The organism is Luteimonas sp. S4-F44 (genome assembly GCF_022637415.1).
Taxonomy (GTDB): Bacteria; Pseudomonadota; Gammaproteobacteria; order Xanthomonadales; family Xanthomonadaceae; genus Luteimonas.
In genome coordinates this window covers 2,277,410-2,290,557 of record NZ_CP093340.1, presented here as the reverse complement: position 1 = coordinate 2,290,557, position 13,148 = coordinate 2,277,410, and the positions used below count along the sequence as shown (strand labels likewise).

General features: G+C 71.0%; 12 protein-coding genes and 1 pseudogene. 4 read left to right on the top strand and 9 right to left on the bottom strand.

The genetic code is table 11. The annotated features are described in order from the left end of the window. Window positions 1-70: 70 nt before the first annotated feature. Together MNO14_RS10545 and rlmJ are read right to left on the bottom strand one after the other, a co-directional pair. Window positions 71-658 (bottom strand): GNAT family N-acetyltransferase, encoded by a 588-nt coding sequence (locus MNO14_RS10545; RefSeq protein WP_241943707.1) that lies wholly within the window; start codon window positions 656-658, stop codon window positions 71-73. 106 nt (window positions 659-764) lie between these two features. Next, on the bottom strand, window positions 765-1,622 hold the full coding sequence (rlmJ, locus tag MNO14_RS10540; protein WP_241943706.1) for a 23S rRNA (adenine(2030)-N(6))-methyltransferase RlmJ: 858 nt from the start codon (window positions 1,620-1,622) through the stop codon (window positions 765-767). A 68-nt stretch (window positions 1,623-1,690) separates the two neighbouring features. On the opposite strand from rlmJ, the gene MNO14_RS16690 reads away from it, so the two are divergent. Next, window positions 1,691-2,023: a response regulator gene (locus tag MNO14_RS16690; protein WP_343226387.1), complete on the top strand. Its 333-nt coding sequence runs from the start codon at window positions 1,691-1,693 to the stop codon at window positions 2,021-2,023. Then, window positions 1,936-2,442, top strand: a pseudogene (locus MNO14_RS10530) (inner membrane CreD family protein); the annotation flags it as partial. The gene MNO14_RS16690 and the pseudogene MNO14_RS10530, both read left to right, overlap by 88 nt. A gap of 97 nt (window positions 2,443-2,539) precedes the next feature. On the opposite strand, the gene MNO14_RS10525 reads toward MNO14_RS10530, so the two are convergent. The 7 genes from MNO14_RS10525 to MNO14_RS10495 form a co-directional block, all read right to left on the bottom strand. Beyond that, window positions 2,540-3,073, bottom strand: a complete 534-nt coding sequence (locus MNO14_RS10525) for a phosphatase PAP2 family protein (protein WP_241943705.1) — start codon at window positions 3,071-3,073, stop codon at window positions 2,540-2,542. Then, entirely contained in the window at window positions 3,054-4,235 is a 1,182-nt protein-coding gene (locus MNO14_RS10520) for a glycosyltransferase family 1 protein (protein ID WP_241943704.1), read from the bottom strand. Before MNO14_RS10520 ends, MNO14_RS10525 begins: the two co-directional genes overlap by 20 nt. 131 nt (window positions 4,236-4,366) lie before the next feature. Continuing rightward, on the bottom strand, window positions 4,367-5,911 hold the full coding sequence (ppx, locus tag MNO14_RS10515) for an exopolyphosphatase (RefSeq protein ID WP_241943703.1): 1,545 nt from the start codon (window positions 5,909-5,911) through the stop codon (window positions 4,367-4,369). Between the two features lie 148 nt (window positions 5,912-6,059). After that, the gene (gene ppk1, locus MNO14_RS10510) at window positions 6,060-8,207 is read right to left on the bottom strand and encodes a polyphosphate kinase 1 (protein ID WP_241943702.1); all 2,148 of its coding nucleotides are present in this window, start codon (window positions 8,205-8,207) and stop codon (window positions 6,060-6,062) included. Continuing rightward, the gene (gene phoR, locus MNO14_RS10505) at window positions 8,204-9,532 is read right to left on the bottom strand and encodes a phosphate regulon sensor histidine kinase PhoR (protein WP_241943701.1); all 1,329 of its coding nucleotides are present in this window, start codon (window positions 9,530-9,532) and stop codon (window positions 8,204-8,206) included. The genes ppk1 and phoR overlap by 4 nt, the downstream gene beginning before the upstream one ends. A 109-nt stretch (window positions 9,533-9,641) precedes the next feature. Further along, window positions 9,642-10,331: a phosphate regulon transcriptional regulator PhoB gene (phoB, locus tag MNO14_RS10500; protein ID WP_241943700.1), complete on the bottom strand. Its 690-nt coding sequence runs from the start codon at window positions 10,329-10,331 to the stop codon at window positions 9,642-9,644. A 154-nt stretch (window positions 10,332-10,485) separates the two neighbouring features. Beyond that, the gene (locus MNO14_RS10495; protein WP_241943699.1) at window positions 10,486-12,159 is read right to left on the bottom strand and encodes a M48 family metalloprotease; all 1,674 of its coding nucleotides are present in this window, start codon (window positions 12,157-12,159) and stop codon (window positions 10,486-10,488) included. Window positions 12,160-12,365: 206 nt separating this feature from the next. Between MNO14_RS10495 and grxC the strand changes: the two genes are divergently transcribed. Together grxC and MNO14_RS10485 are read left to right on the top strand one after the other, a co-directional pair. Beyond that, window positions 12,366-12,614, top strand: coding sequence for a glutaredoxin 3 (gene grxC / locus MNO14_RS10490; RefSeq protein ID WP_183425979.1), 249 nt, complete (start codon window positions 12,366-12,368; stop codon window positions 12,612-12,614). Window positions 12,615-12,676: 62 nt separating this feature from the next. Further along, a complete protein-coding gene (locus tag MNO14_RS10485) occupies window positions 12,677-13,012 on the top strand; it encodes a carboxymuconolactone decarboxylase family protein (RefSeq protein WP_241946318.1) in 336 nt (111 codons plus the stop codon). Window positions 13,013-13,148 lie beyond the last annotated feature (136 nt).

Here is a 13,148-nt window from a genome sequence, read left to right as displayed (position 1 = left end):
GACAGCGCGCGGCTCGGCGACGCCGCGATCGCCGGGATGTCCCGGCGATGCGACGCCACCGCGGCGGGCGTCAGCCCAGCGGCAGATGCGGCGCCTGGGCGCCGATGCTTTCCGGGGCGCTGCGCTTGAGGTCCAGCGAGACCCGGATCATGCCCGGCGCTTCGCCGCCGGTCTGCTGGAAGCCGAGCGACTTGGCCAGCGCGCGCATCGGCTCGTTCTCTTCGAGCACATCACCGTACAGCCGGTCCAGGCGCTTGCCCTTGGCCCAGCGCACCAGGCGCCGCATCAGATGGCGCCCCAGCCCCATGCCGGCGACGTAGTGACTGACCAGGATGTGGAACTCGGCGTGCCGGGTGCCGGGCAGGATCGCCGCGCGCGCCACCGCGCCCACCAGCGCCTCGCCGGGCGTCATCGGCTCGGCGGCGACCAGCACGAACTCCGTTTTGGGGTTGGGCTGGGTCAGACGGAGCGCGGTTTCGGGCGACAGCTCCGTTTTGGCGTACAGGAAGCGCTGGCGGACCTCATCGGGCTCCAGCAACGCGAAGGCCGCGCGCAGCGGTTCGGCATCGGCGGGACGAATCGGCCGGATCAACACCTGGCGGCCGTTCGCGAGACGGATTTCCTCGTGCCAGGGAGGGAGGCGGTTGCGTGCGGTCATCGAAGGTCGGGCTGGGAGGGTGGCGCCGACCATACCTAACTCCGCGATTCAGGTACCGTGAAGGCAGGACGCCAGCCGCTGGTCTACCCGCCACAACCTGCAGTGCTCAGGCCGGTTCGCGTAGCCAGTGCAGGCGGGTGTCGGCGCCAGCCTCGCCCAGGGTGCCGCGCAAGGCGTCGAGCGCCGGCGCGAGGGTATCGGCCAGCGCCCAGGGCGGGTCGATCAGCAGCAAACCGCTGCCGTTCATCCGCAGCGGCGAGTCGTCGCCTCGGACCAGCAGTTCCACCACCAGAGTCGAGCGGCTCTGGAGCCGGCCCGCGGCGCGCAGGAACGGGGCGAGCGTGCGCCGCTGTTTGATCGGATACCACAGCGCCTGGACCGCCTGCGGCCAACGCGCCAGGGCATCGCGCATGGCGAGCAGGGCGGTGTCGAACTCCGCGCGTTGCGCCTCGTAAGGCGGATCGATCAATACCAGGCCGCGGGCGAACTTCTGCGCGCCGTGCCGCGGCGGCAGCAACGCCCGACAGGCCTCGTAGCCGTCGCGTGCATGCACCGCCACGCGCGGGTCGCGGCCGACTGCCAGGCGCAGCGCGGCCAATGCGCCTGGCTCGATCTCGCAGCAGGCGATGCGGTCCTGCGCGCGTAGGGCATGGGCGAGCAGCCAGGGCGAGCCCGGGTAGGCGTCGGCGCCGTGCGCGGCGCGGCAGGCCGCGACCGCGTCCAGGTAGCGGACGACCGCCGCCGCGGCCGGGCGCGCGGCCTGCAGGCGGCCGATGCCCGCGTCGGCCTCGCCGGTCCGGCGGGCCGGGTCGTCGACCAGGCTGTAGAGTCCGGCGCCGGCGTGGGTGTCGAGCGCGAAGCAGGGCGCCGGTTTCACTGCCAGCGCGTCGCAGATCGCCAGCAGCACGACGTGCTTGAGGACGTCGGCGTGGTTGCCGGCATGGAAGGCGTGGCGATAGTTCATCGGCATAGGGTAGCGGCGCGCGACGGGCCACGCCGTATGCTGTGCGCGGTTTACACTCGCGCCGCGCCATGTCCCGCATCCTGCTCGTCGAGGACGAGCCCGCCATCGCCGACACCGTTGCCTACGCATTGCGCGCCGAGGGCCACCAGGTACGGCATTGCCTGGACGGCCGCACGGCGCTCGCCGCGGCGGCCGCCGAGACCTTCGATCTGGCCATCCTGGATGTCGGGCTGCCGGACGTCAGCGGCTTCGCCCTGTGCGCGGCCCTGCGCCGGCGGCGATGCTGCGCGAGAACGGCGAGGCGGGGATCGACGCGCTCGGTATCGCGCTGGTCGATCCGGTGGATGCCTACGTGCGCGCCGATCGCGCCAGCAAGTACGGCGTGCTGTTCGTGCTGCTGACCTTCGCCGGGTTCTTGCTGTTCGAGATGCTGCGGCACCTGCGCATCCACCCGATCCAGTACGCGATGGTCGGGTTGGCGCTGGCGATCTTCTTCCTGCTGCTGATCGGCCTGTCGGAGCGCATCGGGTTCGGCTGGTCGTACCTGGCCGCCAGCGTCGCCTGCATCGGCCTGATCGGCGTCTACCTGTCGTCGGTGCTGCGCAGCCGCGCCTGGGTCGCCGGTTTCGCCGGGATGCTGGCGATCCTGTACGCCGCGCTCTACGGTCTGCTGATCTCCGAGGACAACGCGCTGGTGCTCGGGGCCGGCCTGCTGTTCGCGATCCTGGCGGCGATCATGCTCACGACCCGGCTCCTGGACTGGTACGCACTGTCGGACGCACCGGCGACCGCCACGCCGCCGCCGCTGCCCGATCGCTGACACGCGTCAGGCGCACACCACGCAACCGCGGGCTTCGGTCCGCGGTTGCGTCGTTTCTGGACTGCCGGCTCGCGATGTGCCGGTGAGGCGGACGCGCTCAGAGCCCGGCCACCCACAGCGAGACCGCGCCCAATGCGCCGCCGATCGCGGTCGCGGCGAGCACGTCGCTGGGGTAGTGCAGGCCGAGCACCACACGCGAGGCCGCGACCGCGGCCGCGAACGGCACCAGCAGCCAGGCCAGTACCGGGTAGTGCGCGATGGCTACAGTCGAGAACGCGACCGCATGCAGGGTATGGCCGGACGGAAAGCTGAACTCGTCGAGCGGCGCGACCCAGGCGCGGATGCGCACGTCCGCGGCGAATGGCCGCGGACGCCTGGTCCAGCGCTTCAGGCGACGGTACAGCAGCAGGGCCACCGCGCCGGTGGCCGCCATGTGCGCGGCTGCGAGCGCGCCGTCGAGGCGGTCGAGCACCACCAACGCAGTCATCAACCCATACCAGAACACGCCGTCGCCGAGCCGGCTGACGGTCGCAAAGCCGCGGCGGAGCCACAGGCGGGTGCAGGCGCGGTTGGCGCGCAGGCACCAGCCCACGTCGTGGAGATGCAGACGGCTACGCGGCGCGGTGTGCATGACGATCGGCCTGTCGGACGGGAACAGAGGCCGCGCGCGCGCGCGGCGCGGCCAGCAGCGCATCGAGTTCGGCAGCGACCTGGGCCGGCGTCAGCCGTTGCATCGCCCGGCGACCGGCGCGGGCCATCGCCTCGCGGTCGGCGTCGTTCTGGGCCAGCCGCAGCGCTGCGGCGACGAAGGCCGCGTCGCCATGTGCATCGTCTGCGACCCGGGCGCCGTGCAGGCCATCGACCAGGTGCTCGGAGGCCGCGCCCAGGTCGAAGGCCACCTGCGGCACGCCGCTGGCCATGGCCTCGAGGACGACATTGCCGAAGGTCTCGCTGCGGCTGGGGAACAGAAACAGGTCCGCGCTGGCGAAATGCCGGCCGAGCGCCTCGCCGCGCCGCGCGCCGACGAACACGAGGTCGGGATGGGCACGCGCGAGTGTCTCGCGCAGGGGCCCGTCGCCGACCAGCACCATCCGCGCATCGGGCCGCTGCTGCTGCAGCAGACGGAAGGCATGAATCGCCAGCGGCAGGTTCTTCTCGGCCGCGAGCCGGCCGACATGGATCACCGCCAGTCCGTCCGGCGGAATGCCCCAGCTCGCGCGCAGCGCCGGGTCGCGCCGCGCCGGATCGAACTGCGTGCAATCCACCGCGCGCGGCAGCACCACCGCATGGCCGATGCGCTGGGCCTGCAGCCAGGCGGCGAGCGCCTGGGTCGCGACCACCGTGGCATCGGCGCCGCCGTGGAAGCGCCGCATCCACGCCAGCGCCAACGGGGCCAGCGCGCGCAGGCCGTAGTCGGCCATGTACAGGTCGAAGCGGGTGTGCAGTGCGGTGACAACCGGGATGCCAAGCGTACGCGCGGCGCGGATCGCCGAGCCGCCGAGCAGGGTTTCGGTCGCGACGTAGACCGCATCCGGGCGTTGCGCACGCCAGGCCACCTGCAGGCGTGCCTGGACCGGCAACCCGACGCGCAGTGTGGGATAGCGCGGCAGACGCAGCCCGCGGACCCGCACCGGGCCCGCGTCGCTTTCGCTTGCAAGCCCACCCGGCGGGTGGGGCCGGATCACCTCGACCGCATGGCCGCGGGCGCGCAGGCCGGCGACGTAGGCCTGCAGGGTCAGCGCCACCCCGTTGAGGTCGGGCGTGTAGGTGTCGGTGACGATCGCGTAGCGCATCGTTCGGTCCCGCTGCCGTGGCTGCGGCGATGATCGCGGCGCGAGATGCCCGCGCCATGACCGCGCGGCGACAGAACGGTGACAGTGGCAGGCGGACGGTCCCGGTGCAGGCAGCCCGGCGCGCGTTGCGTCTACTCGGCGGCCAGCACCAGCTTCACGCCGAGCGCGCCGATGTGCTCGGGCTCGCATTCCAGATCCACGCGCAGCAGAGGCCGGGCCTCGAGCCAATGGCGAGAGACCTGCAGCCGCAACGCGTCGCCGTAGACGCTGGCCTGCAGCTGCGGAATCTCGTCGGGCTCGTGGCTGCGGTGCAGCAGCACCGCCAGCCGCAGCAGGGCGGCGGTGTAGCGGGCCTGGCGCAGCAGGCGGTCGGGCAGGGCGTCGAAGGCCGACTTGGGCACCTTGCGGCGGTGGCAGCGCACCAGCGCGGCCAGGAACTGTTGCTCCTGGCGCGAGAAGCCGGCGATGTCCGAATGTGCCAGCACGTAGGCGCCGTGGACGTGGTACTGGCTATGCGCGATGACCAGGCCGATCTCGTGCACGCGCGCCGCCCAGGCCAGCATGCGCAGGTCGTCGCCGTCGAGCTGCCACGGCCGCGCGACCTGGTCGAACAGCCGCAATGCGGTCGCCTCCACCCGCGCCGCATGGGCGCCGTCGATGCCGTAGCGCTGCACCAGCGCCTCGATCGAGGTCTCGCGCGGGTCGGCCTCGCCGCGGCGGCCGAGCATGTCGTGCAGCACGCCTTCGCGCATCGCCGCCTTGCTGACGTGCATGCGCTCGATGCCCAGCACCTCGAATGCGGCCTCGAGCACGAGCACGCCGCCGGCGATGATCGGCCGGCGGTCCTCCGACAAGCCGGGCAGGTCGATCGCATCGATGTGGCCGGCCTGCAGCAGGCGGTCGCGCACGACCGGCAACGCCTCTGCGGTCACCGCGCCCTTAGTCAGCTTCATCGCCGCGCAGATCTCGCCGATCGCCTTGTTGGTGCCCGAGGCGCCGACGACTTCCTGCCAGCCGAGCGCGCGGTAGGTGCTGGCGAACTGCTGGAACTCGGCGGCGACTTCGGCCAGCGCCTCGCGCCAGCGGCGCCGGGTCAGCTTGCCGTTGGCGAAGAAGCGCCGCGTGCTAGCGATGCAGCCCACTTGCAGGCTCTCGCGCTCGAGGGCGTCGAAGCCGCTGCCGATGATGCATTCGGTCGAGCCGCCGCCGATGTCGATGACCAGCCGGCGGTGGCCCGGCTTGGGCGGCTGTGCGTGGGCGACGCCCAGGTAGATCAGGCGCGCCTCCTCGCGGCCGGCGATGATCTCGATCGCATGGCCCAGCGCGGTCTCGGCCGGTACCAGGAAAGCCTGCGGTGCGGCCAGCCGGCGCACGGCGTGCGTGGCCAGTGCCCGCACGTGCTGCGGCGGGATGTCACGGATGCGTTGGCCGAAGCGCGACAGGCATTGCAACGCGCGCTGGCGCACGTCCGCATCCAGCCCGCCGCGCGCATCCAGGCCTTCGGCCAGTCGCACGGTCTCACGAAGTCGGTCGACCACGCGCAGCTGGCCCAGCGTGTAGCGGGCGACGATCATGTGGAAACTGTTGGATCCCAGGTCGATCGCGGCGAGCATGTCGCCGTCCTCGATCGGCGGCGTCAGCGCATCGGCGAGTGCGAGCGTGTCCTGTCCGGTCATCACGGTCCTGCGTGGCGCGACGCGCGCGGCGCCACGTGGCGGTGGTGGGAAGTGCGCATGGTAAAGCATGCCGCGGGCGCGCAAACCGTGACGGTGTGCGCGATGCCGCACGTCACGGCGCAGCGAGCGCCGGCCGATCGCGGTCGCGTCAGCCGCACAGCCGTGCGAGCAGCCAGCCCTGCGCCGAGTGCGGCATCGCATCGCCCTCGGGTGCAAGCCGCACGTAGCTGCCGTCCTCGCGCAGCTCCCAGGCGTTGATGTTGTCGGCCAGATAATTGTCCAGCGATTCGGTGCGCACCCGGGTCGCGATCTGGGGATCGAGGATCGGAAAGCAGGTCTCCACGCGCCGCAGCAGGTTGCGCTCCAGCCAGTCGGCACTGGCGCAGAACAGTTCCGGATCGCCATCGTTGGCGAACCAGTACACGCGATGGTGTTCCAGGAACCGCCCGACGATCGAACGCACCCGGATGTTGTCCGACACGCCGGGCACGCCGGGCCGCAGCGCGCAGGCGCCGCGCACGATCAGTTCGATCTTCACCCCCGCCTGCGAGGCCGCGTACAACGCGCGCATCACCTGCGGCTCGTTGAGCGCGTTCATCTTGGCCACGATCCGCGCCGGGCGGCCCTGCGCGGCGTGCCGGGTCTCGCGCTCGATCCTCGCGATGATGCCGGGCTGCAGCGTGAACGGCGATTGCAGCAGGCGCTCAAGCTCGATCGCCGGCGCCAGCCCCGAGAGCTGCTGGAAGATCAGGTGCACGTCGTTTCCGATCTGCGGGTCGGCGGTGATCAGTCCGAAGTCGGTGTAGGCGCGTGCTGTGCCGGCGTGGTAGTTGCCGGTGCCCAGGTGCACATACCGGCGCAGCTTGCGGCCCTCGCGGCGCACGATCAGCAGCATCTTGGCGTGAGTCTTGAAGCCGACCACGCCGTAGACCACCTGCACGCCGGCCTCCTGCAGCCGGTCGGCGAGACCGAGATTGGCTTCCTCGTCGAACCGTGCGCGCAGCTCGACCACGACCGTGACGTCCTTGCCGTTGCGCGCGGCAGTGACCAGGTGCTCGACGATCGCCGAATCCTTGCCGGTGCGGTAGAGCGTCTGCTTGATCGCCAGTACGTTCGGGTCTTCCGCCGCCTGCTTGATCAGTTCGAGTACCGGCGCGAAGGAATCGAAGGGGTGATGCAACAGCACGTCGCCATCGGCGACCGTCTCGAACATCGCGTCGTTGCCCGGCAACTGGCGCTGCTGGAACGTCGGAAACTTCAGATCCGGACGCTGCACCAGGTCGAAGATCTGGCTGACGCGGTTGAGGTTGACCGGTCCGTCGATGCGGTAGACCGCGTTCTCGGGCAGGTCGAAGTTCTGCAGCAGCGTGCGCACGATCGCCTTGGGACAGTTGGCCGCGATCTCCAGTCGCACCGCGCGCAGATAGCCACGGCCGGCGAGTTCGTCGCGCAGCGCCAGCGCCAGGTTCTCGACCTCCTCCTCGTCGACGATCAGCTCCGAGTTGCGGGTGACCCGGAACTGGTAGGCGCCGCGCACGTCCATGCCGGGGAACAGTTCATGCACGAACTCCGACAGTACCGCCGACAGGAACACGAAGTCGTATTCGCCGCCCGACACGCGCTCGGGCAACTGGATGATGCGCGGCAGCGAGCGCGGTGCGCGGACGATCGCCAGATTGCCGATCCGGCCGAACGCGTCCTTGCCCTTGAGCACCACGACGATGTTGAGCGATTTGTTGAGGATCTTGGGAAACGGGTGCGCGGGGTCCAGCCCGAGCGGCGAAAGCACCGGCATCACTTCTTCGCGGAAGTACGCCCGCAGCCAGCGCTTCTGCCGTGCCGTCCAGGTATCGCGGCCGAGAATCCGCACACCGGTCGCACCCAACGCCGGGCGCAGGATCTGGTTCCAGCAGGTGTACTGCGCCTCGACCAGCGCGGCGGCCCGCTCGTGGATGCGCTTGAGCACCGTCGCCGGCGGCAGACCGTCGGGCGGCAGCGGCATGCCGAAGTCCTGCGCGTGGCGGACGGTCGCGGCGCGGATCTCGAAGAACTCGTCGAGGTTGGTGCACGAGATGCACAGGTACTTCACTCGTTCGAGCAGCGGCACCGTCTCATCGAGCGCCTGGGCCAGCACCCGGAAGTTGAAGTCGAGCTGCGACAGTTCGCGGTTGAGATACAGCGCTGGATCGAGCAGCGGATCGCCTGCGATCTGCGGCGGCGGCCCGGCGTCGCGTCCTGCGTTGCGCGCCGGCCGGCGCGGACGCAGTGGCTTGCCGGGAGCGGGGGGACGACTCATCCGAAGGCTCCTGTGACATGGGCGTCGCGCGCGCGGACGCGCTCGGCGACGAAATGGCAGGCAAAGCGGCTGCCGCGCCCGACCTCGCTGTCGATCTCCAGGCGCGCCTGGTGCAGATGCAGCACGTGCTTGACGATCGCCAGCCCCAGCCCGGTGCCACCCGACTCGCGCGAACGGCTGGTCGAGACCCGGTAGAAGCGCTCGGTGATGCGTGGCAGGTGCGCGGCCGGGATGCCGTAGCCCGAATCGTCCACCGACAGCGCGACGCCGCCGTCGCGCGTGGGGGCGTAGCGGATCGTGATGCGCCCGCCCGGCGGCGTGTAGCGCACGGCGTTGCTGACCAGGTTGGAGAACGCGCTGTGCAGTTCGCGGGTCGAGCCGACCAGGTCGGTGTCCGATGCATCCTCGACCTCGATCGCATGCCGGCCCTGGCTGAGCATCTCCAGTTCCCGGCGCAGCGAGGCCAGCATCGAGGCCATCGACACGATCTCGTCGCCGACGCCTTCCTGCGCTTCCAGCCGCGACAGCGTGAGCAGGTCCTCGACCAGTTGGGTCATGCGCTGCGACTGGCGCTGCATCTCCTGCAGCATCGGCGCCCATTCGGGCTGCTCCTCCGGGTCGAGCATGTCCAGGTAGCCGTGGACCACGGTCAGCGGCGTGCGCAGTTCGTGCGAGACGTTGGCGACGAAATCGCGGCGCATCTGCTCCAACCGCACCATGCGCGTGACGTCGCGCACCAGCAGCAGCCACAGATCGTCTGAATAGGGGATCAGCCGCAGTTCCAGCCGGGTGCCCGACGAGAACGGCGAGGGCACGTCCAGCAGCGGTTCCGCGCGCCGGCCCTGGGCCAGCCAGTGCGCCAGCGGCAGCGGCTGCAGTGCCGCGCCGACCGGGCGGCCGACGTCGCGTGGCATCTGCAGGCCGAGCAGTGTCGTCGCCGCGCGGTTGACCCACTGCACCCGCTGGCTGTTGCGCTCGACCACCACGACCGCATCGGGCAGCGCCGCGGCGACCGCGCGGTATGCGCGCAGCATCGCGATCAGGCGCCGCTTGCGGTTGCGCATGTCCTGCTGGCCGCGGTGCAGCAGCCGGTCGGTTTCCTGCCAGACCCCGTCGCCTTGCGGCGGTGGCACTCGGCTGCGCGAGGTCAGCCGCCGCAACAGGGCGTAGAGCTTCCACGCGTGCCAGGCAATCACGCCCAGCGCGGCCAGCGCCAGCGCCATCCATGCCTGACCGGCGAGGGCGCCGATGAGCGTCGCGCCCGCAAGCACGGCCCCGAGCTGCAACAGCGTGCGGGTCCAGGCGGCGTGGAGACGAGGGGGCATGGCGGCAAGTCTAGGCAATGTAGGCGGGCAGGTCTGCGAGGGCGTGATGCGGTGTCGCCGCGGGGCAGGGCGACCGCAGGCGGCACGCACGCGCCGCGCAGAGCGGGCCTCACACCGACGCCGAGAACCGGTAGCCGGCGCCGCGGACCGTCTGCACCATGCCGTCCAGTCCGCTGGGCTCGAGCGTCTTGCGCAGCCGGCGGATGTGCACATCGACCGTGCGCTCCTCGACATAGACGCTGCCGCCCCAGACGTGATCGAGCAGTTGCGAGCGGCTGTAGACGCGCTCGGGATGGGTCATGAAGAAATGCAGCAAGCGGTACTCGGTCGGGCCGATCTGGACCGGTTCGTTGCTGGCGAACACCCGGTGCGCCGCGCCGTCGATGCGCAGCGTGCCGACCGTCACGCTGCCGTCCTCGTCGTCGTCGCGCGCCCGGCGCATCACCGCGCGGATACGCGCCAGCAACTCGCGCGCCGAGAACGGCTTGACCACATAGTCGTCGACACCGGCCTCAAGCCCACCCACGCGATCGTTCTCCTCGCCGCGTGCGGTGAGCATGATGATCGGGATGTCGCGCGTCAGCGCGTCCTTGCGCCAGCGTCGGGCCAGTTCCAGGCCGCTGGTGCCGGGCAGCATCCAGTCGAGCAGGATCAGGTCGGGCACGCGGTCGACGATCGCCGACTGGGCCTCGCGGGCGTCGCCCGCGTGCATCGGCTCGAATTCGCCCTTGCGCAGCGCGAACGCGACCATGTCGCGGATCGCCGGTTCGTCATCGACGATGAGGATGCGCTTCTGCATGGAGCCTTCCGTTAGGACCGGGGAGCCTCATTACACGACAGTTTTATGACGGTCCGGTGACAGGGGCGGCCGAGCCTGTCGGCGCGCCCGCGGCTCTGGTCTGCCGCAGCAGGCGCCGGTGTGGGCGCGCGCCTGCCGGCTTGGGACACGCCCGTCAGCGTCGACGCAGATCCTCGTCACGGACGCCCTGGCGGTGCAGTTCCAGCACCATCGGCGTGATCGCGGCGATCCGCGCATCGATCCGCGCCCGGGCGTAGTAGTCCAGGTCGTCGCGCTTCTTGAGCGTGTTGAGCTGGATCAGCGCCTGTTCCGCGCGGCCGCCCAGGAACGCCGCCTCGGCCCAGGCCTCGCCCGCCCGCACCGGGTCGCCGGCCATCTCGCTGGCGCGGGCGAACGCACGCTGGAACGCGGGGTCGTCGCTCGAGCCGTTGAGCAACGGCCGCAGCAGCGCCTGGGCGCGGCGCCCGGATTCGGCCGAGTCGCGCTCGAGCAGCAAGGTCGCGTAGCTCAGCACGACCGCCGGGTTGCGCGGCATCCGCTCGACCAGCGCCTCCAGACGCTGGTCGGCGGCCGCGGCGCGGCCCATTCGCGCATCGGCCTCGGCCATGCCCAGCGACAGCCAGACATCGCCGGGGTAGGCGTCGAGCAGAGTCGAGAGCTCGCGCGCGGCGACCTCGGCCTCGTTGGCGCGCAGGCGGGCGAAGGCCAGCCCGTAGCGCTGGGCATCGGTCAGGCTACCGCTGCGGCGCATCGCCTCGTATTCGCGGATCGCCTGGGCCGGGGTATTGGCGCTGAGCACGCGCAACCGCTCGCGCGCCCAGCCGAATTGCACCGGATCGGTGCCGCCGGTGGCGCCGGGCGGCAGGCGCAGGGCGGCCGGCAGCAGCGGGTTGTCGAGCGCGCGCAACGGCGCCTCGGGCGTGCCGTCCACCGGCACGCGCTCCACCCGCGAGCCCTGCGGGGTCGTGGTGGTGACCTGCACGGTGTCGCGGGCCATGCGCTCGGCGCGGTCGCGCGCCTCGCTGATTCGGGTCGTGGTGACCGGATGGGTCTTGAGATAGTCGGGCAGCCGCTCGCGTTCGCCGCCCTGATTGGTGCGCGAGACCGCCTGCATGCGTTCGAACATCGAGGCCATGGCATCGGGGTCGTAGCCGCTGCGCGCCAATGTGCGGATACCGAGCCGATCGGCCTCGGATTCGTTGGAACGGGTGTAGTCGATCTGGCGCTGCAGGGCCAGGCCCTGGGCACCGGCCAGTACCGCCATTGCGGCATCATCGGAAGAACTGCTGCTGCTCTGCGAGGCCACCGCGATCGCGCCGAGCATCGCCAGCAGCATCGGCACCTGGTCGCGCTGGGCGCGCTCGACGCCACGCAGCACATGCGACTGGGTTACGTGCGCGATCTCGTGCGCCAGCACCGCGGCGACCTCGTCCTCGCTCTCGGCCGCCAGCACCAGGCCGGCGTTCATGCCGATGTAGCCGCCGAGCGTCGCGAAGGCATTGATGCTGCGGTCGCGCATCATGAAAAAGGTGAAAGGCTGCTGCGGCCGGTCGCTCGACGCCGCCAAGCGCGTGCCGGTGGCGCGCAGCCAGTTCTCGACCAGGGGGTCCTCGAGTACGTAGTTGTAGTGCCGCAGCTGCGCCAGCAGCATCTGCCCGTACTCCGACTGCTTGGCGGGGCTGAGCACCGTGCCGGCCGACGAGCCGATGTCCGGCAACCGGGTGTCCTGGGCCGGCGCGCCGATGGACGCGGCGACCAGCGTCAGCGCGATCGCCGATGGCAGCAGCCGGACGCGGAAGGAAGAGCGGCGAGGTCGGATCGTGGGCATCGGCTCGGAGTCGGAGGGGCGGGGCCGCGCAACCAGCATGCCGGCGGGCTCGGGCACGGGCGTGAATCCCATGTTAAGCCGACGGCACGCGGTGGTTGCGACATCATCGCCCCATGACCCGGCTTTGACCGACAATGGCGGCACAAGTTTCCCCGGAGACCGACTTGACCAGCCCAACCCCCGACCCGGCGGCGCCGGAGATCGTCATGTACACCAGCGCGATCTGCGGCTACTGCGCGGCCGCGAAGAACTTCCTCAAGAGCCAGGGCCTGTCGTGGCGCGAAGTGCGCGTGGACCTGGATGCCGACGAGCGCCAGCGCATGGTCGAGCGTGCGCGCCGCACCAGCGTGCCGCAGATCTTCGTCGGCCAGACCCACGTCGGCGGCTACGACGACATGATGGCGCTGCACCGCCAGGGCGGCTTTCTGCCGCTGGTCGAGGGCGCGGCTTCGTGAGCAGCGCCCAGACCGAAGGCGAGAGCGACCGGCTCGCCGAGTTCACCGCGTTCCGCAAGCGCATGAACGAGCGCATTCTCGCCGAGCCCAACCAGGTGGTACGGCGCTTCTTCGCGCTCGACACCCAGACCTACCAGGCCGGCGCGCTCGACGTGAAGACCAAGGAGTTGCTGGGACTGGTGGCGTCGCTCGTGCTGCGCTGCGACGACTGCATCAGCTACCACGTTGCCCAGTGCAAGGACGCGGGGGCGAGCCGCGAGGAACTGTTCGAGACGTTCTCGGTGGGCCTGGTCGTAGGCGGCAGCATCGTCATCCCGCACCTGCGCCGCGCGGTCGATTTCCTCGACCGGCTGGAGCAGGGCGAGGCCGCCGCGCCCGCCGGTCACGACCACGGTTGACCCGCCGCGCGCCGCGTGCGTGCGAGCCCCCGGTTTGGGGCCGTCTGCGCGCATCGGGCATAATACGGCGGTTTTCTTCCTTCATTTCACCCTGGCGCCGCGCGCTGCGCGGCGTCCCCTGCGCAGGGATCTCCCC

What these genes read in the sequence shown, in the direction of transcription:
- MNO14_RS10545 (WP_241943707.1), bottom strand. Translation starts at nt 658, where the DNA reads ATGACCGCACGCAACCGCCTCCCTCCCTGGCACGAGGAAATCCGTCTC.
- rlmJ (WP_241943706.1), bottom strand. Translation starts at nt 1,622, where the DNA reads ATGAACTATCGCCACGCCTTCCATGCCGGCAACCACGCCGACGTCCTC.
- MNO14_RS16690 (WP_343226387.1), top strand. Translation starts at nt 1,691, where the DNA reads ATGTCCCGCATCCTGCTCGTCGAGGACGAGCCCGCCATCGCCGACACC.
- MNO14_RS10525 (WP_241943705.1), bottom strand. Translation starts at nt 3,073, where the DNA reads ATGCACACCGCGCCGCGTAGCCGTCTGCATCTCCACGACGTGGGCTGG.
- MNO14_RS10520 (WP_241943704.1), bottom strand. Translation starts at nt 4,235, where the DNA reads ATGCGCTACGCGATCGTCACCGACACCTACACGCCCGACCTCAACGGG.
- ppx (WP_241943703.1), bottom strand. Translation starts at nt 5,911, where the DNA reads ATGACCGGACAGGACACGCTCGCACTCGCCGATGCGCTGACGCCGCCG.
- ppk1 (WP_241943702.1), bottom strand. Translation starts at nt 8,207, where the DNA reads ATGAGTCGTCCCCCCGCTCCCGGCAAGCCACTGCGTCCGCGCCGGCCG.
- phoR (WP_241943701.1), bottom strand. Translation starts at nt 9,532, where the DNA reads ATGCCCCCTCGTCTCCACGCCGCCTGGACCCGCACGCTGTTGCAGCTC.
- phoB (WP_241943700.1), bottom strand. Translation starts at nt 10,331, where the DNA reads ATGCAGAAGCGCATCCTCATCGTCGATGACGAACCGGCGATCCGCGAC.
- MNO14_RS10495 (WP_241943699.1), bottom strand. Translation starts at nt 12,159, where the DNA reads ATGCCCACGATCCGACCTCGCCGCTCTTCCTTCCGCGTCCGGCTGCTG.
- grxC (WP_183425979.1), top strand. Translation starts at nt 12,366, where the DNA reads ATGTACACCAGCGCGATCTGCGGCTACTGCGCGGCCGCGAAGAACTTC.
- MNO14_RS10485 (WP_241946318.1), top strand. Translation starts at nt 12,677, where the DNA reads ATGAACGAGCGCATTCTCGCCGAGCCCAACCAGGTGGTACGGCGCTTC.